Origin of the sequence: Stenotrophomonas sp. NRRL B-14846 (assembly GCF_050473585.1) — a bacterium.
Lineage (GTDB): Bacteria > Pseudomonadota > Gammaproteobacteria > Xanthomonadales > Xanthomonadaceae > Stenotrophomonas.
This window is the reverse complement of sequence record NZ_JBFLUN010000022.1, coordinates 175236-199042: the sequence shown is the minus strand read 5'-3', so window position 1 is coordinate 199042 and position 23807 is coordinate 175236. Positions and strand designations below refer to the sequence as shown.

General features: G+C 67.1%; 24 protein-coding genes and 1 tRNA gene. 6 read left to right on the top strand and 19 right to left on the bottom strand.

Annotated elements, in window-relative coordinates; all coding sequences use genetic code 11:
* Positions 1 to 7 precede the first annotated feature (7 nt).
* The gene (gene mauJ, locus AB1281_RS03025; protein ID WP_430345011.1) at positions 8 to 1342 is read left to right on the top strand and encodes a methylamine utilization protein MauJ; all 1335 of its coding nucleotides are present in this window, start codon (positions 8 to 10) and stop codon (positions 1340 to 1342) included.
* 204 nt (positions 1343 to 1546) lie between these two features.
* On the opposite strand, the gene AB1281_RS03020 is transcribed toward mauJ, so the two are convergent.
* The 14 genes from AB1281_RS03020 to AB1281_RS02955 form a co-directional block, all read right to left on the bottom strand.
* A tRNA-Val gene (locus AB1281_RS03020) sits at positions 1547 to 1621 on the bottom strand.
* Between the two features lie 165 nt (positions 1622 to 1786).
* Entirely contained in the window at positions 1787 to 2140 is a 354-nt protein-coding gene (locus tag AB1281_RS03015; RefSeq protein ID WP_005412452.1) for a PilZ domain-containing protein, read from the bottom strand.
* Complete coding sequence (locus tag AB1281_RS03010; RefSeq protein ID WP_430345010.1) at positions 2137 to 3093, bottom strand: DNA polymerase III subunit delta'; 957 nt, start codon at positions 3091 to 3093, stop codon at positions 2137 to 2139. Before AB1281_RS03010 ends, AB1281_RS03015 begins: the two co-directional genes overlap by 4 nt.
* Positions 3090 to 3755 carry a dTMP kinase gene (gene tmk / locus AB1281_RS03005; protein ID WP_262226279.1) on the bottom strand — a complete coding sequence of 222 codons (666 nt, stop codon included), beginning with the start codon at positions 3753 to 3755 and terminating at the stop codon, positions 3090 to 3092. Before tmk ends, AB1281_RS03010 begins: the two co-directional genes overlap by 4 nt.
* Entirely contained in the window at positions 3752 to 4813 is a 1062-nt protein-coding gene (gene mltG / locus AB1281_RS03000; protein ID WP_014036193.1) for an endolytic transglycosylase MltG, read from the bottom strand. Before mltG ends, tmk begins: the two co-directional genes overlap by 4 nt.
* Before the next feature lie 197 nt (positions 4814 to 5010).
* Complete coding sequence (locus tag AB1281_RS02995; RefSeq protein WP_430345009.1) at positions 5011 to 6375, bottom strand: aminodeoxychorismate synthase component I; 1365 nt, start codon at positions 6373 to 6375, stop codon at positions 5011 to 5013.
* A gap of 134 nt (positions 6376 to 6509) precedes the next feature.
* Positions 6510 to 7772 (bottom strand): beta-ketoacyl-ACP synthase II, encoded by a 1263-nt coding sequence (fabF, locus tag AB1281_RS02990; RefSeq protein WP_014036191.1) that lies wholly within the window; start codon positions 7770 to 7772, stop codon positions 6510 to 6512.
* A gap of 143 nt (positions 7773 to 7915) precedes the next feature.
* Positions 7916 to 8155: an acyl carrier protein gene (acpP, locus tag AB1281_RS02985; protein ID WP_005415509.1), complete on the bottom strand. Its 240-nt coding sequence runs from the start codon at positions 8153 to 8155 to the stop codon at positions 7916 to 7918.
* A 152-nt stretch (positions 8156 to 8307) separates the two neighbouring features.
* Complete coding sequence (gene fabG / locus AB1281_RS02980; protein ID WP_049421577.1) at positions 8308 to 9051, bottom strand: 3-oxoacyl-ACP reductase FabG; 744 nt, start codon at positions 9049 to 9051, stop codon at positions 8308 to 8310.
* Between the two features lie 81 nt (positions 9052 to 9132).
* Complete coding sequence (gene fabD / locus AB1281_RS02975) at positions 9133 to 10077, bottom strand: ACP S-malonyltransferase (protein ID WP_014036190.1); 945 nt, start codon at positions 10075 to 10077, stop codon at positions 9133 to 9135.
* Positions 10078 to 10237: 160 nt separating this feature from the next.
* Positions 10238 to 11020 (bottom strand): serine/threonine protein phosphatase, encoded by a 783-nt coding sequence (locus AB1281_RS02970; protein WP_430345008.1) that lies wholly within the window; start codon positions 11018 to 11020, stop codon positions 10238 to 10240.
* 77 nt (positions 11021 to 11097) lie between these two features.
* Positions 11098 to 12075, bottom strand: coding sequence for a beta-ketoacyl-ACP synthase III (locus AB1281_RS02965; RefSeq protein ID WP_032127766.1), 978 nt, complete (start codon positions 12073 to 12075; stop codon positions 11098 to 11100).
* A 91-nt stretch (positions 12076 to 12166) separates the two neighbouring features.
* Positions 12167 to 12361 carry a 50S ribosomal protein L32 gene (rpmF, locus tag AB1281_RS02960; RefSeq protein ID WP_004154640.1) on the bottom strand — a complete coding sequence of 65 codons (195 nt, stop codon included), beginning with the start codon at positions 12359 to 12361 and terminating at the stop codon, positions 12167 to 12169.
* A 107-nt stretch (positions 12362 to 12468) separates the two neighbouring features.
* Positions 12469 to 12978: a YceD family protein gene (locus AB1281_RS02955; RefSeq protein WP_049404889.1), complete on the bottom strand. Its 510-nt coding sequence runs from the start codon at positions 12976 to 12978 to the stop codon at positions 12469 to 12471.
* A gap of 113 nt (positions 12979 to 13091) precedes the next feature.
* On the opposite strand from AB1281_RS02955, the gene AB1281_RS02950 reads away from it, so the two are divergent.
* On the top strand, positions 13092 to 13661 hold the full coding sequence (locus AB1281_RS02950) for a Maf family protein (RefSeq protein ID WP_430345007.1): 570 nt from the start codon (positions 13092 to 13094) through the stop codon (positions 13659 to 13661).
* A gap of 203 nt (positions 13662 to 13864) precedes the next feature.
* Here the strand turns inward: AB1281_RS02950 and AB1281_RS02945 are convergent, their stop codons facing one another.
* On the bottom strand, positions 13865 to 15700 hold the full coding sequence (locus AB1281_RS02945) for a glycosyltransferase family 39 protein (protein WP_430345006.1): 1836 nt from the start codon (positions 15698 to 15700) through the stop codon (positions 13865 to 13867).
* Between the two features lie 42 nt (positions 15701 to 15742).
* Between AB1281_RS02945 and AB1281_RS02940 the strand changes: the two genes are divergently transcribed.
* From AB1281_RS02940 to AB1281_RS02925, 4 genes are read left to right on the top strand one after another with little or no spacing between them, the layout of a single operon-like run.
* Positions 15743 to 16696, top strand: coding sequence for an AAA family ATPase (locus AB1281_RS02940; RefSeq protein ID WP_014036185.1), 954 nt, complete (start codon positions 15743 to 15745; stop codon positions 16694 to 16696).
* Between the two features lie 23 nt (positions 16697 to 16719).
* On the top strand, positions 16720 to 17643 hold the full coding sequence (locus AB1281_RS02935; protein ID WP_168356064.1) for a DUF58 domain-containing protein: 924 nt from the start codon (positions 16720 to 16722) through the stop codon (positions 17641 to 17643).
* Positions 17636 to 19585, top strand: coding sequence for a transglutaminase TgpA family protein (locus AB1281_RS02930; protein WP_430345005.1), 1950 nt, complete (start codon positions 17636 to 17638; stop codon positions 19583 to 19585). Before AB1281_RS02935 ends, AB1281_RS02930 begins: the two co-directional genes overlap by 8 nt.
* Positions 19582 to 20109: a Slp family lipoprotein gene (locus AB1281_RS02925; RefSeq protein WP_014036182.1), complete on the top strand. Its 528-nt coding sequence runs from the start codon at positions 19582 to 19584 to the stop codon at positions 20107 to 20109. Before AB1281_RS02930 ends, AB1281_RS02925 begins: the two co-directional genes overlap by 4 nt.
* Before the next feature lie 102 nt (positions 20110 to 20211).
* Here the strand turns inward: AB1281_RS02925 and AB1281_RS02920 are convergent, their stop codons facing one another.
* The 4 genes from AB1281_RS02920 to dnaX all read right to left on the bottom strand — a co-directional run bounded on the left by AB1281_RS02920 (position 20212) and on the right by dnaX (position 23736).
* Positions 20212 to 20571, bottom strand: a complete 360-nt coding sequence (locus tag AB1281_RS02920; protein WP_014646179.1) for a histidine triad nucleotide-binding protein — start codon at positions 20569 to 20571, stop codon at positions 20212 to 20214.
* Between the two features lie 66 nt (positions 20572 to 20637).
* Positions 20638 to 21237: a recombination mediator RecR gene (gene recR / locus AB1281_RS02915; RefSeq protein WP_154262515.1), complete on the bottom strand. Its 600-nt coding sequence runs from the start codon at positions 21235 to 21237 to the stop codon at positions 20638 to 20640.
* Positions 21238 to 21348: 111 nt separating this feature from the next.
* The gene (locus AB1281_RS02910) at positions 21349 to 21669 is read right to left on the bottom strand and encodes a YbaB/EbfC family nucleoid-associated protein (RefSeq protein WP_004154630.1); all 321 of its coding nucleotides are present in this window, start codon (positions 21667 to 21669) and stop codon (positions 21349 to 21351) included.
* 6 nt (positions 21670 to 21675) lie between these two features.
* Positions 21676 to 23736, bottom strand: coding sequence for a DNA polymerase III subunit gamma/tau (gene dnaX / locus AB1281_RS02905; RefSeq protein WP_430345004.1), 2061 nt, complete (start codon positions 23734 to 23736; stop codon positions 21676 to 21678).
* Positions 23737 to 23807: the final 71 nt, after the last annotated feature.

The following is a 23807-nucleotide window of genomic DNA, read 5'->3' as shown; positions in this document are numbered from 1 at the left end:
AGGAACAGTGCGGACCCCGTATGTGCCCCATGTTTTTGGCGAAGAGGTAGAGCGCAAGCTTCGCAGCCGAATGGGATGGCTGTCCGCTGCGGTGGCGAGTTCCATACCGTGGCCGAAGAAGGACGTGTGGATCCGGTACGCCGAAGACGATTTCATCCTGCGCGGCACCGAGAACGGACAGCAACCCACCGCGCCAGCCGTCACTGTGCCTGGGACCTCACAGCAGATTGAAGAGGGACTGGCCAAGGTCTATCGCCTGACCTCCGTTCTGGGGTGGTTCTTGAACGGATACGTGGATGTGGTCGAAACCATCCAGGGCAGCCACCCCATGGGGTTTGGCACGCAAATGCGGCAGGCCTATTCCGAAGTGGGCCAGTTCGGAGATAGAGGTTTTGATTGCAATCATATGCCGATCATCGAGTCGGAGAACGTGCGCATTGCTTTGGCGTTCTGGCGGGAAGGGCAACGCCTGACACGGGTCCACGACAGTTACGCATTCCTGAGCTACTTCAAGGTGATTGAATCGCAATACCAACAGGGCGCCGACCGCGCCGATTGGTTTGCTCGCCACGTGGATCTCATGACGGGCGAGGCTGGAGCCCGAGTGGCCCAACTGCGTGCGGATGGAGTGGATGTGGGGCGGCACCTGTATGACAGCGGTCGGAACGCCGTGGCGCATGCATCCTTCGGTGGCGCCATCGTCGATCCGGACATTCCGGCCGATCGCCGGCGGATTGCGGCCGACCTGGTCCTAATGCGAGAACTTGCCAGGCACTACATCGCCAGCGAGTTGAAGGTGCCGACAGCGTGGGAGCTTTATCGAACCCGCAATCGCATTGAGCCCTGGGAGCCGCTGATTGACGAAGGGGCGCTCGCTGCGTTGAAGGCAGGCGGAACCCCCGAAGGGGAGTTTGGTTTGGATGGGTTGGCTGTGGCGCTCAACTTATGGCCGGATAGCCCCATGCCAGGTCTTAGCCGGCTCATCATGAAGGTGGACGCGGTGCATGAAGGGGCCGCCAGAGTGCTCTTGTTCAACGACCGCATGACGATGGTGTTTGCGTTCGTGATTGACTTCGTGAAAGGGCAAATCCACACGCAGCTGGACAATAGCGGATTGCTGCAGAACGACGAGCACAGGCCAATCGAGGAAGACGTTCGCGAGTTCTACACGGTGTTCCACCGCGTGATCGGAAATGCTGTGGTGGAACTTCGCATTGAAGGACGTGAGCCCGTGGACTGCGAGGTGGTCATCCCTGTGAACATCCTCCCCAGAAATCCTGAGGAAGCGGTGGCGGAAGCCGTCGAGGCGTTCCGTCGGGCGAACGCACAAGAGCCGGAATGATCACGGCGAGCGGTTGCGAAGACTGGAGAAGGCGGGCTTAGCTGCACTTTCCGTTCCATTGCGGCCCCATGCATGGCCTGCAGGCGATGGCTGGCACGCCATACCCCTTTTGCTGTTATGAGGCTGTTACAGAACAAAAAAGCCACCTCTTTCGAGATGGCTTTTTTTTTGATCATAAGCCCTTGTATACCAGGGTACTTTAGATGGTGGGCGGTACAGGGATCGAACCTGTGACCCTTGCCGTGTGAAGGCAATGCTCTACCGCTGAGCTAACCGCCCGGTGTGTTGCTGAGCCGCTCATTATAGGGGCTTTTCAGAGGCCGTCAACAGTTTTTCACATTCGTGTTCACGGGTGTTTTCGAGGGCGGCAGTCGAGCATGGCTCGACTCTACACAGGGGCGGGGTCACGGGCGTTTCGGGGCATGCAGCCCGGCGCTAACGGCCTCACATCGTATGGGTCGGCTTGTCCGAGCCGGTAAGTCCGGCCAGCAGGGTCTCGATCTTGTGGCGCACGCCCTCGCCTTCGGCGCCGTCGGCCAGCTGCACGCCGATGCCGGCGGTGCGGTTGCCCTGCGCGCCGGCCGGGGTCACCCAGATCACCTTGCCGGCTACCGGCAGGCGCTCGCTGGAATCGGGCAGGGTCAGCAGCAGGAACACCTCGTCGCCCAGGAAGTAGCGCTTGGGCGTGGGCACGAAGATGCCGCCATTCTTCACGAACGGCATGTACGCGCTGTACAGCGCGGCTTTGTCCTTCACAGCCAGGGACAGGATGCCCTGGCGGGCGTTGCTGGCACTCATCGATTTCCCCTTGCGGCAGGCCGCTCGTTCACCTTGTTCCAGGCCAGCAGCAACTCGACCACCGCAAGGTCTGCACGCACCGTGGTGCGCAGCAGGTCGCGGGTGCGGTTGGCCGCATCGAACCAGGCTGCAAGCTTGTGCAATCGCTCCGGCGTGGTCAAGGCATCGGTGCTGGCCTGGGCCAGCGCCAGGTCGGCAGCGAAGCGCAGGCGCAGCGCCGCGTTGTCATCGGCGCACCACTTCTGCGCCAGCTCCACCGCGCCGGTCTTGCCGGCGACCAGCTGTTCCAGCTCGCGGCCCACTTCGCGGCGCAGGCTCAGGCCATCTTCGCGCAGCCAGTTGTCGGCCTGGCCGGGATGGCCACGCGCCGCGTCCAGCGCTTCGCGCGCCGATGCTTCGCTGTGGCCCTGCTGCTGCAGCCAGGCCAGCGCTTCGTGCTGCGGCGGCAGCTTGAATTCCAGGCGCTGGCAACGGCTGCGGATGGTCTGCGGCAGGCGCGCCGGGTCGCTGCTGATCAGCCACAGGTAGCGGCCCGGCTGCGGCTCTTCCAGCGTCTTCAGCAGTGCATTGGCCGCCGAGCGGTTGATCGCATCGGCCGGGTCGACGATCACCACCTGCGCCACGCCGTATTGCGGGGTCAGCGCCAGTTTGTTGGTGATCTCGCGCACCTGCTCGATGACGATCTCGGTGCGCAGCTTGTCGCCGCTCTTGTTCGGAATGAAGCTGACCAGCTGCAGGTCCGGATGGGTGCCGGCGGCGATCAGCTGGCGCGTGCGCGTGGCATGCGCGGCATCGCCTCGTGCCAGCACGTGGTCGGCCAGGGCCAGCGCCACCTCGCGCTTGCCCAGCCCGGCCGGGCCGCAGATCAGCAGGCCATGGCCGAGCCGATCGGCATCCAGCGCCGCCACGGTCTGGTCGAATGCGCGCTGCTGCCACGGCGAGAACGTGCTCATGCGCCCTCCCCGTCCTGCAGCCAGCGCTCGACCTGCGCGACCACATCGGCCGCCACACGCTCCTGCACCTGGCCGGCGTCGATCAGCGCAAAGCGCTGCGGGTCCTGCTGCGCGCGGCTGCGGAACACTTCGCGCACGCGCTGGAAGAAATCATCCTGTTCGCTTTCGATGCGGTCCGGCCACAGGTCGCGGCCATTGGCGCGTGCGCGGCCGACGGCCACATCCACATCCAGCAGCAGGGTCAGGCCCGGCAGCAGGCCGACCGCGCGGCGCTCCAGGTCGGCAATCCACTGCGGATCGAGGCCACGGCCACCGCCCTGGTAGGCATAGCTGGAATCGGTGAAGCGATCGCTCAACACATAGGCACCGCGCTGCAGTGCCGGCTGGATCACCTGGCGCACATGCTGCGCGCGTGCGGCGAACACCAGCAGCAGTTCGGCTTCGGCGCTGAGCGGTTCGGCAGCGATCTCGGCATCGGGCTTCAGCACCAGGCCGCGGATGCGCTCGGCCAGCGGCGTACCGCCCGGCTCGCGGGTCAGCACCACCTCATGGCCATGGCTGCGCAGGCAGTCACGGATGGCATTGATGGCGGTGGTCTTGCCTGCGCCCTCGCCGCCTTCCAGGCTGACGAAACGCGGGTGGCGAAGCAGCGCGGGACTCATTGCGCCGGGGTCTCCTTGGTACGTTGCTGGCGCAGCTGCTGCAGGTAGCGGGCCACTGCGGCGTTGTGCTGGTCCAGGCTGGGCGAGAACACGTGCGCGCCACTGCCATCGCCGACGGCGACGAAGTACAGCGCGTCGCCCGACAGCGGCTGCGCGGCCGCCATCAGTGCATCGCGGCTGGGCATGGCGATCGGGGTCGGGGTCAGGCCGGCACGGGTATAGGTGTTGTAGGGCGTGTCGGTGGTCAGGTCGCGGCGACGGATGTTGCCGTCATACGCAGCACCGATGCCGTAGATCACGGTCGGGTCGGTCTGCAGGCGCATCCCGATCTTCAGGCGACGCATGAATACACCAGCAATCTGCGGGCGCTCGCTGGCCAGCGCGGTTTCCTTCTCGATGATCGACGCCATCGTCAGCAGTTCGTACGGCGTGTTGATCGGCAGGTCCGGCGCGCGGCTTTCCCAGGCTTCATCCAGCGCCTTTTCCATCGCGGCGTGGGCACGCTTGAGCACGTCCAGATCGCTGTCGCCGCGCTGGTAGACGTAGGTCTCCGGCAGGAAGCGGCCTTCCGGATGCTGGCCACCGAAACCGAGGCGTTGCATCAGCGCGGCGTCATCAAGATTGTCGGTGGTGTGCAGCAGCGGCTCGGCGCGCTTGAGCGCGGCACGCAGCTGGCGGATGTTCCAGCCCTCGATGATCGTGACGCGGTGCTGCAGCACCTTGCCGGCGCGCATGCGCAGCAGCAGCTCGCGCGGAGTCAGGTCGGCGCTGAGCGCGTACTCGCCCACCTTCAGTTTGCCGGCGGCATCGAGCTGGCGCGCCAGCAGCTGCCACTGCGCGTCCTGGCCTTCATCCACACCGGCATCGCGCAGCTTGCGCAGCACGCTGTTCATGCCATCGCCACTGGCGATGACCATGCTCTCGGCGGACGGGGTGATGGGGGCGTCGGCGAACCGGGTCTGCTGGTAGAAGAACCACGCGCCCGCGCCGGCCACGACGGCGGCCAGCACCACCACCAGCGTTACCACGAACAGACACCCGCGCTTGGCTCCCGCCATGGACTACCTCTGAACTCGATTCCGTCGTGCAGGATACCGTGCCGGTGGATTGGGGTCATGACCGGGGTGGCGCCTGCGTGCCGACCAACGGTCGGCACCCACCACAACAATGGCCCCCACTGGTACCGGTAGTGCCGGCCGCTGGCCGGCAATCGCGCGGATCATGGGGGAATGGGGTTGCCGGCCAGCGGCCGGCACTACCCCTGCTGGCCCAGCGCGCGCAGCAGGCCGCGGGCCTTGGCGCGGGTCTCGTCCAGTTCCTTGTCCGGGTCCGAATCAACCACGATGCCGGCGCCGGTGCGGAAGCTCACCTCGTGGCCATCCACTTCGGCGGTGCGGATCAGGATGTTCAGGTCCAGGTCGCCATCGCGGTTCAGCCAGCCGAACGCGCCGGTGTAGGCACCACGCGGCACCTGCTCCAGCTCGCTGATGATCTGCATGCAGCGCACCTTGGGGCAGCCGGTGATGGTGCCACCCGGGAAGGTGGCGGCGATCACCTCGCCGGGTGTGACCTCCGGGCGCAGGTGGCCGCTGACGTTGCTGACGATGTGGTGCACATGGGCGTAGCTCTCCACCGTCATCAGCTCATCGACCACCACGGTGCCGGGCAGGCAGATGCGGCCCAGGTCGTTGCGTTCCAGGTCGATCAGCATCACGTGCTCGGCACGTTCCTTCGGGTGGCCGACCAGCTCCTGGATGCGCGCGGCATCATCGTCGCCCTCGAAGCGCGGACGCGTGCCGGCAATCGGACGGGTCTGCGCGTGGCCGGCATGCACCGACACCAGCCGTTCCGGCGAGGAACTGACCACATGGCGGCCGTGCGCGCTGAACAGGCCGGCGAACGGGGCCGGGTTGGCACGGCGCAGCTGTGCGTACAGCGCCTGCGGGCTGACCGGCGCGGCGAACTGCGCGCTCCAGCGCCGCGACAGGTTCACCTGGAACACATCGCCGGCACGCAGGTACTCGATCACCCGGCGTACGCCGTCGGTGAAGCGCTGCGGCGCATCCTCGCCCACCGACTGCGGCGGCTGCCAGCCCTGCCCGGCTTCGGGCAGCGCGGCCGAGGCCAGTGCCACCAGCGCATCCAGCAATGCCTGCTCGCCGGCTTCGGCGATGACGAAGCTGGCCTCGTTGTGGTGGTCGTGCAGCACCGCGGCCGGGCAGCGCAGCGCCAGCGCAGTCGGGCGGCCGTCCTCGCGCGCACGCGCCGGCAGCACTGGCTCGATCTGGCTGGCCACTTCGTAATCCAGCATCAACGCCCAGCCGCCGCGGAACGGCAGGCTGTGGCTGCCGTCGTGCGGCAGGCGTTCGCGCTGCCAGGCGCGGTCCAGCACCTGCAGGAAGCTGCCGGCGTGTACTGCGTCGTGCTGGTCGCGCACCTGTCCATCGGCATCCAGCCGCAGGCTATCGCCCTGCGCGGCCAGCAGCAGGCTCCAGCGGCCCTGGGCGGTGCCCGAAGCGGTGGATTCCATCAGCAGCGGGAAGCGCGACGGGTCGTGCTGCTGCAGGGCCAGCAGATCGATCGGGTGCGGCAGCGGGTGGATCAGCGGTGCGTGGGTCATGGCAGCCAGTTCGGGGATTCAGATGCACGGAAGCCGCCTTGCGGCGGCCTCCTCGTGCGTAACGCACGTTCAGTCGAGCATGGCTCGACTCTACACAACGGCGGAGTCGAGCATGGCTCGCCGCTACAACTCGGTCAGACGCGCTTGAAGATCAGCGTGCCGTTGGTGCCGCCGAAGCCGAAACCATTCGACATCACCACGTCGACCTTGGCCTGGCGCGCCTCGTTGGGCACGTAGTCCAGGTCGCAGCCTTCGCCCGGCTGCTGCAGGTTGATGGTCGGCGGGATGACGTTGTCCTGCAGCGCCATCACCGAGAAGATCGCTTCCACGCCGCCGGCAGCGCCCAGCAGGTGGCCGGTCATCGACTTGGTGGAGCTGACCATCATCTTGTAGGCGTGGTCGCCGAAGGCGGTCTTCATCGCCATGGTTTCGCCCAGGTCGCCCAGCGGCGTGGAGGTGCCGTGCGCGTTGAGGTAGCCCACCTGTTCCGGGGTCACGCCAGCGTCCTTCATGGCCATGACCATGCAGCGGGCGGCGCCTTCGCCGTTCTCGCTCGGTGCGGTCATGTGGTATGCGTCGGAGCTGGCGCCGAAGCCGGCCAGTTCACAGTAGATCTTCGCGCCACGCGCCTTGGCGTGCTCGTACTCTTCCAGGATCAGGATGCCGGCGCCGTCGCCCAGCACGAAGCCGTCACGGTCCTTGTCCCACGGGCGCGAGGCCTGTTCCGGGGCGTCGTTGCGGGTGCTCATGGCCTTCATCGCGCAGAAGCCGCCCAGTGCGGTCGGCGACGAGCCACGTTCGGCACCACCGACCACCATCACGTCGGCATCGCCGTACTGGATCATGCGCATCGCGGTACCGATCGAATGGTTCGAGGTCGCGCATGCCGACACCGCCGAGAACGACGGGCCCTTCAGGCCGGTGATGATGCTCAGCTGGCCCGGCAGCATGTTGATGATGGTCTTCGGCACGTAGAAGGGCGAGATCTTCTTGCCCTCGTGGAACTCGATGGTCTGCTCTTCGATGCCGAGCAGGCCGCCGATGCCGGCGCCGACGATGGCGCCGATGCGCTCGGCATTGGCGTCGGTGATGTCCAGGCCCGAGTCATGCAGGGCCATGAACGAGGCACCGAGGCCGTAATGGATGAACGGGTCCATCTTCTTGGCATCCTTGCCGCTGACCCGGAACTTGCCGAACAGTTCATTGTCGGCGGTGATGTCGAATCCCTTGACCTCACCTGCAATCTTGGTGGTGAACCGATCCAGGTAGGCATCCGCAACGTTGGTCAGCGGACCGATGCCCGAACGACCCTGGGTGATGCCTTCCCAGCTGCTGGCCAGATCATTGCCCAACGGCGAGACGATACCCAGGCCGGTTACGACGACGCGACGCTTCATTGCTGATTCTCCTGACCCGGCTGATTTCAACGGGCAACTCGGTTTGCTTCGGTGTGATGCTCAAACACACGGGGCCGCAACTGCGGCCCCATGGGGTGCGGTGCGCGGCGAGCATGGGCCCGCGCGCGCACTGCCGTCTGACATCAGGCCTTGACGTGGGCCTTGATGTAGTCGATGGCGGCCTGCACGGTGCTGATCTTCTCGGCTTCTTCGTCCGGGATCTCGCACTCGAATTCTTCTTCCAGGGCCATCACCAGCTCAACGGTGTCCAGCGAGTCAGCGCCCAGGTCATCGACGAACGATGCGCTGTTGGTGACTTCTTCTTCCTTGACGCCAAGCTGTTCGACGACGATTTTCTTGACGCGTTCTTCGATGGTGCTCATGGGATCTCGCTCCAGATGGAGTTGTGGTTCAAAAGTGGTCGCCATCAAAGGCGATGGCCGTGGGATAGTGTAGTGGAAACCGGCGCGGCCTTGCATTGCAGCAAAAACCTTCGCAGATCAACCACTTGCGGCGCAATCCCTGCGCCCCTTGCTTACGGCATGTACATGCCGCCGTTCACATGGAGGGTTTCGCCGGTGATGTAACCGGCAGCCGGGCCGGCCAGGAAGGCCACCGCATGGGCGATGTCTTCCGGCGAACCCAGGCGTTCGAGGGCGATGTCGTTGATCAGCGCGGTACGCGCTTCTTCCGGCAACGCCTTGGTCATGTCGGTGTCGATGAAGCCGGGTGCGACAACATTGACGGTGACACCGCGCGAACCGATTTCCTTGGCCAGCGACTTGCTGAAGCCGATGATGCCGGCCTTGGCCGCGGCGTAGTTGGCCTGGCCGGCATTGCCGGTCACGCCCACCACCGATGCGATGTTGATGATGCGGCCCTTGCGCGCCTTCATCATGCCGCGCATCACCGCCTTGCTGGTGCGGAACACGCTGGTCAGGTTGGTGTCGATGATCGACGCCCAGTCCTCGTCCTTCATGCGCATCAGCAGGTTGTCGCGGGTGATGCCGGCGTTGTTGACCAGGATCGAGATCGGGCCGAATTCCTTGGCGATGTCCGCCAGCACGGCATCCAGCGCGGCGGCGTCGGTGACGTTCAGCGCGCGGCCGTGACCGCCGTGGGCGGCCAGGCGCTCACCGATCGCGGCAGCGCCGGATTCGGTGGTGGCGGTACCAATGACGGTGGCGCCCTGGGCGGCCAGCAGATCGGCGATGGCGGCACCAATGCCACGGCTGGCGCCGGTGACCAGTGCGATTTCACCCTGCAGGGGCTTGCTCATGATGTTTTCCTCAGGCTGGGACGGCCGCCGTACGCGTGCCGCTTGCAGCGGCCACCGGTACGGTCGGCAGGAACAGGGAAATCAGGCCGACCATGCCTCGCGGGCGGCTTCGAAGTCGCCGGGCGTGGCCAGCGAACGGCCGTCGATGGCCTTGTCGATGCGCTTGACCAGGCCGGTCAGCACCTTGCCCGGGCCGCACTCGGCGATCTGGGTGATGCCACGGGCGGCCAGCGCCTGCACGCAACCGGTCCACTGCACCGGCTGGTACAGCTGCTGGACCAGCGCGGTACGGATCGCGTCGATGCCGCTGTGGATCTGGGCGTCGACGTTCTGCACCACCGGCAGCTGCGGCGCCTGCCAGGACAGGCCAGCCATCACTTCGGCCAGGCGGTTGGCAGCTTCGCGCATGAGCGGTGTGTGCGAGGGCACGCTCACGGCCAGCTTCACGGCCTTGCGCACGCCCTTTTCGGCCAGCAGCGCCAGCGCACGGTCAACCGCGTCGGCGTCGCCACCGATCACGATCTGGCCCGGCGAATTGAAGTTGGCCGGCACCACCACCTGGCTGCCTGCGGCTTCGGCGCAGACGTCCAGCACCAGCTGGTCTTCGGCGCCGAGCACGGCGGCCATGGCGCCGACACCGGCCGGTGCGGCTTCCTGCATCAGCTGGCCGCGCAGGCGCACCAGGTGCGCACCGTCATGCAGGCTCAGTGCGCCCGCGGCGACCAGGGCGGTGTATTCGCCCAGGCTGTGGCCGGCCAGCACCGACGGGCGCGGACCGCCCACGGCGTTCCAGGCGCGCCACACGCCGATGCTTGCGGCCAGCAGGGCCGGCTGGGTGTATTCGGTACGGTTGAGCATTTCCTCCGGGCCGCCCTGGGACAGCGCCCACAGGTCGACGCCGGCACCATCGGATGCCTCGGTGAAGGCTTCACGCACCTGCGGGTGCAGTTCGGCCAGCTCGGCCACCATGCCCACAGACTGCGAGCCCTGGCCGGGGAAGACAAAAGCGAGGGTGGATACGGTCACGCGGTCATCCGCTTGTTGCAATCGAAGCGGGCCATGATAAGGGGGAACATGCCGTGTCGTCTGTACGTGCGCGTATGCACGCGTATGGTGGGCGGCCGGGCAAGCGCAACGGGGTCAGATCCCTTTTCCGCAGGAAAAGGGATCTGACCCCTATCAGCCATCAGCAGAACAGCTGCAGGACGTCCAGATCGCCGTCGGCGAGGAAATCCACGCACAGGCCCACCAGCATCAGCACGCCGGTGGTGCTGGCGCCATGGGTGATGAAGATCGAATGGGCCAGCGCGCGCGCCGAGCGACCCAGCTTCATGCAGACCCGGGCCAGGCTGCGCAGGCGGCCACTGACCGCATGCACGTGCTCGCGCACCGGCGCCTGGGCATCGCCCATCGCCTCGGCCATCATCGCCTGCAGGTGCTCGGGGCGGTCGGCGTAGTACTTGGCCACGCCGTAACCGAACATCAGCCAGTCGCGGGCCTGCGCTTCGGACAGATCCATCACTTCCAGCGGATCTTCCTCGAAGTCGATGAAGCCGACCTTCTCGCCATCCCAGGTGAGGTTGCGCGGCAACGGCTGGCCGAAATAGGCACCACGGGCATGCGCCTCGGCAATGGCCTGCATCGCCGCCATCACCAGCTGATCGCGACCGGCCTCATCGGCGCTACGCAGGCAGGTATTGAACGAGCTGCCGTTGTCGCCGATCACCAGCGCGGCATGACCGGTGCCCAGCACGTCAGGCACGTTCACACCCTGCGCCTGCAGTTCCGCGAGGCGGCGGGCTTCGGTTTCGCGTGCGGCGTCGCCACCGCGGTGCGGCGGCGGGCGCAGGGCATCGAGATGGAAACGGCGGGCAACAAAATTGAGCAGGCCCAGGGCCATTGCTCGGCTTCCCTTGCCGTACTGCTTCAGCCAGGCACGTTGCCCTTCGATGACGATGGGCTCAACCATGACAGGTCCTCCTTAAACGCGTTACGGCCCCAGAGGGGCCGCAACGACAAAGCTTCACATTGTCGTAACTTGCACTATCAATAGCGCAACAGGGCCGAACCCCAGGTGAAGCCGCCGCCAAAGGCTTCCAGCAGCAGCAGCTGGCCGCGCTCGACCTTGCCCGAACGCACGGCGGCGTCCAGCGCCAGCGGCACCGAGCCGGACGAGGTATTGCCGTGCTTGTCGACGGTCACCACGACCTGGTCCATCGACATGTCCAGGCGCTTGGCGGTGGCTTCGATGATGCGCAGGTTGGCCTGGTGCGGGATCAGCCAATCCAGGTCGGACTTGTCCAGGCCGTTGGCGGCCAGGGTCTCGTCCACGACCGAGTCCAGCGCCTTGACGGCGTACTTGAACACGTCGTTGCCCTTCATGTTGATGGTGCCGCCACCGTTGGCGCCGTCCTTGAAGCCGGTCGAAACGCCGACCGGGTTCCACAGCAGCTCCTTCTTGCTGCCATCGGCATGCAGATGGGTGCTGAGGATGCCGGTGTCTTCGTCGGCCTTGAGCACGACAGCGCCGGCGCCATCGCCGAACAGCACGCAGGTGGTGCGATCGTTCCAGTCGACCATGCGGGTCAGCGTTTCGGTGCCGATCACCAGCACGTGCCTGCAGTCGCCGGAACGGATGAACTTGTCGGCCACGCCCAGCGCGAACACGAAGCCCGAACAGGCCGCGTTGACGTCGAAGGCGGGGCACCCGGCCACACCGAGCTTGGCCTGGATCAGGCACGCGGTGGACGGGAAAATGAGATCAGGCGTGGTCGTGCCGACCACGATCATGTCGAGCTGCGAGGCATCGATGCCTGCGGCTTCAAGCGCGCGCAGGGCGGCGTTGTAGCCAAGGTCGCTGGTGGTTTCGCCTTCGGCCGCGATGTGCCGTTCACGAATTCCGGTGCGCGACTGGATCCACTCATCCGAGGTTTCGACCATTTTTTCCAGGTCGGCGTTGGTCAGGACTTTTTCCGGCAAATAGCTACCGGTGCCCGCGATCCTCGAATAGATCCGCTTGCTCATCATGTTTCCTGTTGCGCGGGCCGCCGATCACCGGCACGCCCGGGAAAGAAGGCAAAGGCCGCTGCCCGGAGGCAGCGGCCTTCCCGGCACATCAATCTTCTTCGACGGCCGAGGTCTTGGTCTGGATGACCTTCTTGCCGCGGTAGAAACCGTCGGCAGTGATGTGGTGACGCAGGTGCACTTCGCCGGTGGTCGGGTCGGTCGACAGCTGCTTGGCGCTCAGGGCGTCGTGGGCACGACGCATGCCGCGGCGGGACGGGGTGACACGGGATTTCTGCACAGCCATGGGATTGCTCCAAACTCGGTTCGATTTGCTTCGTCGTATCGTCGCGCAGGACGCCAGCGCCCAGCACACTTTCGCTTTCGCCGCAGCCGCCGACGACAATCCGGCTGCTATTGTTTCTTCAGTGCTGCCAACGCCGCAAACGGGTTGGCCTTCTTCGTTTCTTCTTCGCTCGGTGCCCAGTCCTTGTCGACTGCCTCACCGTCGGGCGACAGCGGCACAACAGGCACTGCCAGCACCAACTCGTCCTCGACCAGGTCCAACGGACGCAGCTGGCCGTCTTCCGGCACCAGCAACGCCTCGTATTCCTCCGGCAGGGACGATTCCTCGTCCTCGTCGCGGATCAGGCCAAGCCTCTGGGTCACCTTCACCGGCAACAGGAATCGCTGCATGCTGCGCTGACAGGTCAGCGGCAACGCGGTGTCGATGGTCAGTTCCACATAGGATACCCGCAAGACGTCGTCGCGACCGAATTCAAGCGAGTAGACACACTCGCCGTCGGTATCTGCGACCAACCCCTGCAGGCGGGTCAATTCAGCCAGGGAGACCTGACCGTCGAAGCGCCTTCGCGCTACAACCATCCGCCAGGCATCCAGCGTTTCGGGCACGTTCGCGGACATAAGCCGCTGAATACTAAGGATCGCGCCGCCCGCTGTCAAATGCCCGCCATACAGGACTTGCCGCTGCCGCCGTGGAGGGGCCAGACTGCCGCGCCCTGCCCCGGTATTGTCACATGTCACTGGTCCTGGCCTCCACCTCCCGCTACCGCCGTGAACTGCTGGAACGGCTGGGCCTGCCCTTCGACTGCGCACGCCCGGACGTGGATGAGACTCCCCTGAATGGGGAAGCTCCGCTGGCCCTGGCCACGCGCCTGGCCGCCGCCAAGGCCGCCGAGGTGGCCGACCGCTACCCCGGCGCCTGGGTGATCGGCTCGGATCAGGTGGCCGACCTGAATGGCCAGCCGCTGGGCAAGCCGGGCACGGTCGAGGCGGCCTGTGCGCAGCTGGCGGCGATGTCCGGGCAGACGGTGCGCTTCCACACGGCGATCAGTCTCAGGCGGGATGGAGAATCCCTCGCCGCCCTGGATCTGACCGAAGTGCGCTTCCGCGTGCTGGACCCGCAGGAGATCACGCGCTACGTCGCCGCCGAGCAGCCACTGGACTGCGCCGGCAGCTTCAAGTGCGAGGGCCTGGGCATCAGCCTGTTCGAGGCGATCGACAACCGCGACCCGACCGCGCTGGTGGGCCTGCCACTGATTGCGCTGTGCCGACTACTGCGCCAGGCCGGGTTCGCAGTGCCCTGAACTGTAGCGTCGAGCCATGCTCGACTGCGCTTTTTGTAGCGTCGAGCCATGCTCGACTGCGCTTTTTGTAGCGTCGAGCCATGCTCGACTGCGCTTTTTGTAGCGTCGAGCCATGCTCGACTGCGCTTTTTGTAGCGTCGAGCCATGCTCGACTGCGCTTTTTGTAGCGTCGAGCCATGCTCGACTCTACGAAAGCAGAAGCCTCAACGAACTTCGAACGGCTGCTCCTGCCATTCCTCCACACTGCCGTCGCGCCCGTGCAGGCGCAGGCCAAGCCAATGCCGCCCCGGCGCCAGCGTGGTGGTATCCAGCGATGCGTCGAAGCCCACCGCCGGATGCTGCGGATCGGTGCTGTCCGGCCAGGTGTGGCGGATGTCGAACATGCGCCCGTAGCGCGCATCACCGATCGAACGACCATCGACCAGCACTTCGATGCGCGCCAACCCGACGCCATCCTTGAATGCCCAGCCCTTGATGGCGAGCGTTCCGGAGACCTTCTCACCATTGGACGGCGCATCCAGCCAGGCCATCGCCGGCGTCACGCAGGGCCCTTGCGCGCGCTGCACCGGCAGCCGGAACAGCAGGAAGCGCTGGAAACCATGATCGCTGCTGACCACGCGCGGCGCCGGCAACGACCCCACCTGCTCGCAGATGGCGTGATAGCGCGCCAGCAGATCGCGGTAGCGCTGGTCGCTGGGTGACAGCACCAGCAGCATCGGCGTACTGCGCGGGCCTTCGTGCAGCAGGTCCCACTGCGCCAGCTGTGCGGTCCGCCCATGCTTGTCGTTGAGCGGATGTGGCAACACCTCGATATCACCGTTGCCGAGCTGGAAGCCCAGTTCGGCACCGACCTTGAAGTTGCCCGCCAGCACACGCGTGCCCGGCGGCATCTGCCGCAGTTCGTCACGCACCGCCACGGCCAGCGGCTGCCAGCCGGCAAAGTTGCGCGGGTAGTACTTGCTGCCAGCCATCTGCTCGCGCAGCGCCGGCGTGGACGCCATCAGGTAGTAGCCGAAAGCCAGCACAGTGCCGGCAGCCGCCAGCCACCAGCCGGTACGACGCAGCCAGCGCGGCCAGCCGTTGAGGACCACCGGCACCGCCACCAGCAGCGCCAGGTAACCCGGCAACGGCCAGTGGAAACTGATCCGCTCGACATCGGTGAAGAAGCCCAGCAGGAAGATGCCCAGCGTCGACACCCCGCCCACCAGGCCGAAATAGCGCCACTGCACCCGCGCACCACCACCGCTGCGGGTACCGGCCAGGGCGACCTTCCACATCGCGATGCACAGGATCGGCGTCACCAGCATCGGCTGGATCACCAGGAACCACAGTCCGTCCCATTCGAACGTCCACGGGTGGCGCTCGACCACCTGGAACTTCAGGCCGGCATCATGGTTGTCCGCATTCCAGGCCAGCAACGGCAGCCAGGCCAGTACACCCACCGCCAGCGCCACCCACACGCGCGGGTCGGCCAGCATGCGGCGGCCCTGCGGCAGCGCCAGCAGCGCAATGAAGCCGACACCGATGACACCGATGAAACGGTAGTGGCTGAGCGCACCGATCAGCAGGCCCAGCGCCAGCTTCATCGCCGACGACGCATCCACGTTGTGCAGCAGGCGCGCACCTGCATGCAGGCAGATCACTGCGGCCAGTGCCATCGGCACATCCGGCACGGCCAGCAGGCCCAGCGTGGCTGACAGCGGCATCAGCAGGGTCAGGCTGCCCGCCTGCCACCCTGCGACGTTGCCAAACCAGCGCGTGGCGATGCGCGCCACCAGCAACGGCAGCAGCGCACCGATGGCCAGGAACGGCAGGCGCAATGCCAGCACATGATGGCCACCGATCTCCACGCCCAGGCGTGCAAGCCACGCCGTCAGCCCCGGCAGGTCGGAATAGGCAGCGGCCAGGTGCTGGCCTTCCTGCCAATAGAACGCCTCATCGACGAACAGCGGCAGGCGCGCAGCCACCACCAGCTTGGCCGCTGTGATCAGCGTCCATAACCAGAGAAATATTGTCCGCGCGCGCTGTTCGCCTTGCATTGCTCTATGGATAATCGAATGGATTCCAGACCTGAGACGATCATGCCAGCCTCGTCCCCCAATCCCAGCATGCTAACCGATCAACTGCGCCAGGCCCTGCGGGAGGCACAGGATCAGGTGAACGCACTGGTGCTGGGCAAGGTGCCGGAAGTCAGGCTGGCCTTTGTCGCCCTGCTTTCCGGCGGCCACCTGCTCATCGAGGATCTGCCCGGCCTGGGCAAGACCACGCTGGCGCATGCACTGGCCAGCAGCCTCGGCCTCAGCTTCCAGCGCGTGCAGTTCACCTCCGACCTGTTGCCGGCCGATGTGCTCGGCGTGTCGGTGTACGAAGCCGGCAGCCGCCAGTTCCAGTTCCACCCCGGCCCGGTGTTCACCCATGTGCTGCTGGCCGATGAGATCAACCGCGCGCCACCGCGCACGCAGAGCGCGTTGCTGGAAGCGATGGCAGAACAGCAGGTCACCCTGGATGGACAGACGCATCCGCTGCCCGACCCGTTCTTCGTGATCGCCACGCAGAACCCGGTCGACTTGTCCGGCACCTTCCCGTTGCCGGATTCGCAGCTGGATCGTTTCCTGCTGCGGCTGGCGATGGGCTACCCGAGCGCGCAGGCCGAGCGCGAGCTGCTGCGTGGCAGTGATCGTCGCGACCTGATCGCGCGCGCGGTGCCGAAGCTGGACGACACCCAGGTGCGAGCGCTGCGTGAAGCGGTTGGCCAGGTGCATGCCAGCGACGCGCTGATCGACTACGTGCAGGCACTGTTGACCCGCAGCCGCCAGCATGCCGGCGTACGCGTGGGCCTGTCACCGCGCGCCGGGCTGGCCCTGCTGCGCGCGGCCAAGGCGCATGCGCTGCTGCTCGGCCGTGGGCATGTGGTGCCCGAAGACGTGCAGACCCTGTTCGTGGCGGTGGCCGGCCATCGACTGGTGGCGGAGGCCGAATCCAGCTCCGGGCCTGCACTGGCGCGGGCGATCCTGCAGACCGTCGCGGTGGACTGAAGGTGGCCACGCGCTGGGCACGCATGCAGCTGCTGGCACGCCCACGCAGGCCCGAAGCCTTGCCGCAGCGGCTGGACCGCCATCGCATCTATGTACTGCCGACCCGCTTCGGCCTGTTCGTCGCCACCCTGCTGTCGGCGATGCTGCTGGGCGCATTGAACTACAACAACAACCCGGCCCTGCTGCTGGCCCTGTTGCTGGCCGCGGCGGCGATCGCCAGCGCCATCGCCGCGCACCTGCAGCTGTCCGGCATACAGATCGATGCAATCTCCGCCGAACCGGTTCCAGCGGGGCATCCCCTGCGCCTGCGCGTGGACCTGTCGCTGCGCGACCCGCGCGCGCGCCATGGGCTGCACCTGCAACTGGGTGCAAGCGAGGCCTGGGTCGCACTGCCTGCACACGGTCGCGGCGAAGTGGAGCTGGATGTCCCCAGCGAGCGCCGCGGCTGGCTGGAACTGCCGCGCATCCGCCTGTCGAGCACGCAGCCGCTGGGGCTGGTGCGGGCATGGTCGTGGGTGTGGCCGGAACAGCCGCTGCTGGTCTATCCACTGGCCGAGGCACTGGCACCGCCGCTTCCGGAAAGTGGCAGCGATCCACTGCACACCCGCGCCCACGCCAGTGGCGATGAGCTGCACCAGCTGCGTCCCTATCGTGCCGGCGACGCCCCGCGCAGCATTGCCTGGAAACACTCGGCACGCCGCGACAGCCTGCTGGTACGCGAGTACGAGAAGCCGATCGGCATCGAAGTGGTGCTGGACTGGCGCGCGCTGGCACCGCTGGGCCATGAAGCGCGCATCGCGCGGCTGGCACGCTGGGTCGACATGGCCGAGCGCGAAGGCCGACGCTACACACTGCTGCTTCCGGCCCATCCACCGTTCGGGCCCGGCCAGGGCGCCAGCCACCACCACCTGTGCCTGCGCGCACTGGCGCTGATGCCCCATGATTGAGCCTGCCGTCCTGCTCGATCGCAACGCCCGCAGCTGGACCCTGGCCAGCGCAGCGCTGGCGCTGCTGCCACTCCTGCTGCAGCTGCCGCCGGTGCTGGCCATCGTGATCGCGATCGCCGCCGTGCTGACCGCTGCACTTTCCTGGCGGCGCGTGCTGCCGATGCCGGTGCGCCTGCTGCTGGTGCTGGCCATGCTCGCCACCATCGTCTGGCAGATGGGCATGGTGCGGCCGGGCCGTGATACCGGCTGTGCGCTGCTGGCGGCGATGCTGGCAATCAAATCCAGCGAACTGCGCAACCTGCGCGATGCGCGCAGCCTGCTGGGCTTCGCGCTGTTCTCACCCTTCGCAGCCTTCCTGCTCGACCAGGGCCCGCTGACCACGGGACTGGCGGCACTGGCCGCGGTTGCCGCACTGCTGGCCCTGCAACGCCTGGCCCAGGACGAGGGCCGCAGCCCACGCCTGCCACTGCGCGGTCAACTGCGCGGCATCGGCCGCCTGCTTGGCATCGGCCTGCCACTGGCACTGGCCTGCTTCTGGCTGTTCCCGCGCTTGTCCACGCCGCTGTGGGGCGTACCCGAACGAGCGGTGGGTACACCGGGCCTGGCTGACAGCATGGCGCCGGACCAATGGCTGGACCTGATGGCCGACGACACCCCGGCGCTGCGCGTGCAGTTCTTCGGCGCGGTGCCCGAGCCCGCGCAGCGCTATTGGCGCGGCCCGGTGCTGACCTCCTTCGATGGCCACCGCTGGAGCCGCGATCGCGCGACGGCCCGGCGCCCTGCCCCCGTGGTCGAAGCCGCCGCACAGGGATGGGACTACCAGATCGACTACGAACCCACCGACCGTCGCCTGCTGGTGGCCCTGGACCTGCCCAGCCGCGCACCGGAAGGCAGCAGTTTCGATGCGGACATGAGCCTGCGCAGCGACCGCACGCTGTCCGCGCTCAGCCGCTGGCGGTTGCATTCGGCGCCTCCGCAACGGTTCGACACCGATCTGTCCCCCTACCTGCGCCGCGCCGCGTTGCAGCTTCCGCCCGGCTTCAATCCGCGCACCGCCCAGCTGGCACAGCAATGGCGCCAGGAGGCCGGCAACGATGACGAGGCCATCGTCCGCCGTGCGCTGCAATGGATCACCCGCGACTTCTCCTACACGCTGGACACCCCGGTGGCCGGGCGCGATCCGGTCGACGATTTCCTGTTCAACTACAAGGCCGGCTTCTGCCAGCACTTCAGCTCGGCCTTCGTGGTGCTGATGCGCAACGCCGGCATTCCGGCCCGGGTGGTGACCGGCTTCGCGGGCGGCACCCGCAACCGCATCGGCGACTACTGGGTGGTGCGGCGCATGGATGCCCACGCCTGGGCCGAAGTCTGGCTGCCGCAGCGCGGCTGGGTCCGGGTCGACCCGACTGCGGCCGTGGCGCCGGAACGCATCCTGGACACGCTGGACGATCGCCTGCAGGCCGGCACGGACACCCCGCTGCAACAGCGCTGGCTGCAGCTGGGGCAGATGGGTGACTGGCTGCGCCGCGGCTGGAACGACCTGGTGCTGTCCTTCGACGCACGCCGCCAGCAACAGCTGCTCAAGCCGTTCGGGCTGGATGATCTCGGGCCGGCGCAGCTGGTGGCCGGCTTCGTGGTCGCGGCGCTGCTGGCACTGGCGTGGATGGCCTGGCTGCTGGCCCGCGGCGAGCGCGAGCGCGACCCGCTGCTGCGCGCCTGGCACCGGTTGGGGCGGCGCTATGCACGCCTTGGCCTGGCCCGCGAACCCAACGAGACGGCATGCGACTGGTCACGGCGGGTACACGCCCAGCGCCCCGATCCGGCCCTGCTCGCACTCAGCCAGCGTTTCGCCGACGCGCGTTACGCTGGAACTTGCACCGACCTCGCTTCATTATTGCGGGACCTGCGCAGGCATCGCCCGACTTCCGGAGCCTCCCCATGAACACCAAGTTCCTCCTCACCGCTGTGGCCACGCTGGCCCTGTCGGCCTGCGCCACGGCCCCCAAGCCGCTGCAGGGACAGTTCAGCCTGGTTTCCCCGCGCGACTCGGTCGCCACCCAGCAGGTCGGCACGCCGGTCCGTTGGGGCGGTCGCATCATCGAAACCAAGCCCGGCCAGGGCGAGACCTGCTTCCAGATGATCTCGCGCCCGCTCAACGCCAGCGGCCGCCCGAACACCACCTCGTCCGACGCCAGCGACGGCCGCTTCATTGCCTGCCGCGCCGGTTTCTACGACCCGGCCGTGTTTGAAGCCGGCCGCGACGTGACCTTCATCGGCAAGATCGACGGCTACCAGAACACCCGCATCGGCGAGTACGACTACCGCCTGCCGAAGCTGTCGGCCGATGTGATCTACCTGTGGCCGGAACAGCGCCAGGTCGATGTGGTGCCCTATCCCTATGGCCCGTGGGGCCCGGGCCCGTATGGCCCGTACTGGGGTGGTTACGGGCGTTGGGGCTGGTGGTGATCGCCACCCGCCATGCGTGATCGGAAAAGGCCGCCTTCGGGCGGCCTTTCTTCATCCACGCATCGCGTGGATCCACGGCGGGCAAGGGTGGATGCCGGGCGCTCAGCGCCCCGGCGTACCGAAATGCCCCAGCGGCGCACCCGCCAGCAGGTGCATGTGGATGTGGAACACGGTCTGCCCGGCATCCTCGCGGCAGTTCATCACGATGCGGTAGCCATCCTGCGCGAAACCTTCGCGGCGCGCGTACTCGGCGGCGGCCAGGGCCAGCTTGCCGATCAGGTGCGCCTGCGACGGCTGCAGGTCGTCCAGGGTCGGGATGATCTCGTTCTTCGGAATGAACAGCACGTGCACCGGCGCCTGCGGTGCGATGTCCTTGAAGCCCAGCACCTCGTCGTCCTCGTAGACGATGGTGGCCGGGATCTCGCGACGGATGATCTTGCTGAAGAGGGTTTCGTTGCTCATGGTCGGCCTCGGCGGGATGTCTTCCGCATTGTAGGCCGGACACGCCGGGCGTTGCCCGGACAGGGCTCAGTCGCGGAATTCGCTGCGCGTGCCGAACGCGTGTGACAGCGTGCCGCGATCAACGTATTCGAGTTCGCCACCGAGCGGCAGGCCCTGCGCCAGCCGGCTGGGCTGCACCTTGCGCGCGCGCGCCAGCTGCGCCAGGTAGTGCGCGGTGGCTTCGCCTTCGACGGTGGCACTGGTGGCGATGATCAGCTCCTGCACCTCGCCCTCGGCCAGCCGCTGCTCCAGCTGCTCCAGGCCCAGCTCGCGCGGGCCGATGCCATCGAGCGGCGACAGCCGGCCCTGCAGCACGAAGTAGACACCGCGGAAGCCGGTGGCGTTCTCGATGGCCAGGCGGTCGGCCGGCGATTCGACCACGCACAGCTGGCTGCGCTCGCGGCTGCTGTTGGCGCAGGTCGGGCACAGCTCGGTTTCGCTGAAGTCGCGGCATTGCGCACAGTGGCCGATGCGTTCCACCGCCAGCGCCAGGGTTTCGGCCAGTCGCTGGCCACCTTCGCGCTCGCGCTCGAGCAGGTGGTAGGCCATGCGCTGTGCGGTCTTCTGGCCGACGCCAGGCAGCACCCGCAGTGCATCGATCAATTGTTCAAGCAGGGGTGCGGACACGGCGGCATGCTTTCTTGGCGTCGAGCAGGCTCGACAGCTACGTGTAGAGCCGAGCCATGCTCGACTGTGGGTTGCAGCGGGCGCCTGCGGAGGCAGGCGCCCCGCCAGGAATCAGAACGGCAGCTTCATGCCCGGCGGCAGCTGCATGCCGGCGGTGGCCGAACCCATCTTCGACTTCGACTCGGCATCGATCTTGTTCGACGCATCGTTGAAGGCGGCGGCGATCAGGTCTTCCAGCATCTCCGGGTCACTGGCCAGCGACGGGTCGATGCGCACCTTGCGGCATTCCTTGGCGCCGGTCAGGGTCACGCTGACCATGCCGCCACCAGCACTGCCGGTCACTTCGATCTTGGCGATTTCTTCCTGGGCCTTCTGCAGGTTTTCCTGCATCTTCTGGGCCTGCTGCATCAGTTGGGCGATATTGCCGCGCATAGTGTCTTACTCGTCAAAAGAACGGATGGAATCGGAAACAACCCGTGCGCCGTGCTGTTGGATCAGCACCTGCACTTCCGGGTCGTCCATGAAAACAGCCTCTGCCACCTGCTGCCGCTCGCCACGCTGGCGGTCGGCCCGCTGGTGCAGGGTCTCGGCCGGAACGTGCTCGGTTTCCACGGTCTCGACCACGATCTTCGGCGCCTGGCCGAGGGCCTTCTGCAGCATCTCGCCCAGGGCAGCCAGCGCGCGCTCCGAGCGCAGGTATTCAAATCCGGGCGAAAGGCCCAGTTTCAAGGTCCCGTGCTGGCAGCTGATGAATGCAGCGTTGGCGGCCAGCTGCCGCGAGGGGCCGCTCAGGCCGCTGTTGGCGACCAGATCCAGCCAGTCTTCGGCAGTGGCCAGCTCGCTGATACTTTCCTGCGGCGCGGCATCAGGCGCCAGGGCCGGTTCGGCATGTTCGGCCGGTGCAATGGCAATGCCTTCGGCGCGGAACGGGCGCTCCGACGGCACAGGCTGGCTGGGAGCCGCGACGGGAGCCGGCGGTTCGTGCCAGGGCGCAGCCATGGCGGCGTCCGGGCCGGACATCTCGGCCGCCAACGCCTCGTCACGCGCCTCGGCTTCGTCAGTGGCCCACGGCGGCAGATCGTCGCTTGCCTCTGCAGTGACAGCAGGCGCCTCGGCCTCGGCCTTCACCGGCGGCGGCGACACGGGCTCTTCCACCGGAACCGGCTCGGGCTCAGGCATCGGATCCGGCTCCGGTTGCGTGGCCGGCTCGGGTTCGGGTTCAGGTTCGCGCGGCGCAGCCTGCACCGGCGCGGCCACCTGCGCCGCCACCGCCGGGCTGGCCGAAGCAGCAGCAGCGGCCGGCGTCGCCTCGTGGGTACCGGTACCGGCGCCACCACCGCCAGCGTTGCCGCCCGGCGTGCCGCCCACCGCACCGTCGACGGCCTTAGGCACCGGCGGTACCGCTGCGGCCGGGCGGAACGCCAGCATGCGCAGCACGGCCATTTCAAAGCCGGCACGCGGGCTCGGTGCCAGCGGCAGGTCGCGGCGGCCATTCAAGGCCATCTGGTACCAGAGCTGCACCACTTCCGGGCGCAGGCGTTCGGCGAATGCCGCGACATCCAGGCCTTCCGCGGCGGCGGCGCCCGGCACCAGCTGCTGCACCTGGATGCGGTGCAGCCCTTCGGCCAGCGCTTCCAGCACGCCACTCCAGTCCGGCGAGAATTCGGCCAGCGCGGCCACTACCTGCAGCAGGCGCGGGCCATCGCCCTCGGCCAGCGCATCCAGCATCGCCGCCACCTGGGTGCGGTCCACGGTGCCCAGCATGGTGCGCACCACGTCCTCGCGCAGCGCGCCGCCGGCATAGGCGATCGCCTGGTCCAGCAGTGACAGGCCGTCACGCAGGCTGCCATCGGCGGCCTTGGCCAGCTGCACGATGGCGCTGCCGTCGGCCTCGATCTCTTCCGCCGTCAGGATGCGGGTCATCTGGCCCTGGATCTGGTCTTCATCCAGGCGCTTGAGGTTGAACTGCAGGCAGCGGCTGAGCACGGTGACCGGCAGCTTCTGCGGATCGGTGGTGGCCAGCAGGAACTTCACATGCTCCGGCGGTTCTTCCAGCGTCTTCAGCAGCGCGTTGAACGCCGCCTTGGACAGCATGTGCACTTCGTCGATCAGGTAGACCTTGTACTTGCCGCGCGAGGGCATGTACTGCGCGTTCTCGATCACCTCGCGCACGTCATCCACGCCGGTGTTGGACGCGGCGTCGATTTCCAGCAGGTCGATGTAGCGGCCAGCGTCGATATCCAGGCAGGCCGCGCACTGGCCGCACGGGTCGGCGCTGGTGCCCTGCTCGCAGTTCAGCGACTTGGCGAAGATGCGCGCGATGGTGGTCTTGCCCACGCCGCGGGTGCCGGTGAACAGGAACGCGTGGTGGACCCGGCCGCTGTCCAGCGCGTTACTGAGCGCACGGACCACGTGTTCCTGGCCCACCAGCTCGGCAAAACGCTTCGGACGCCACTTGCGGGCAAGGACGAGATAGGACATCAGGCCACCGTTTTCCATCGGATGTTCCATTGTGCCATGCCTGTCCAGCCCCCCTCGCCCCCGGCACGCCCTTCGCAGGTTCCTGGCCG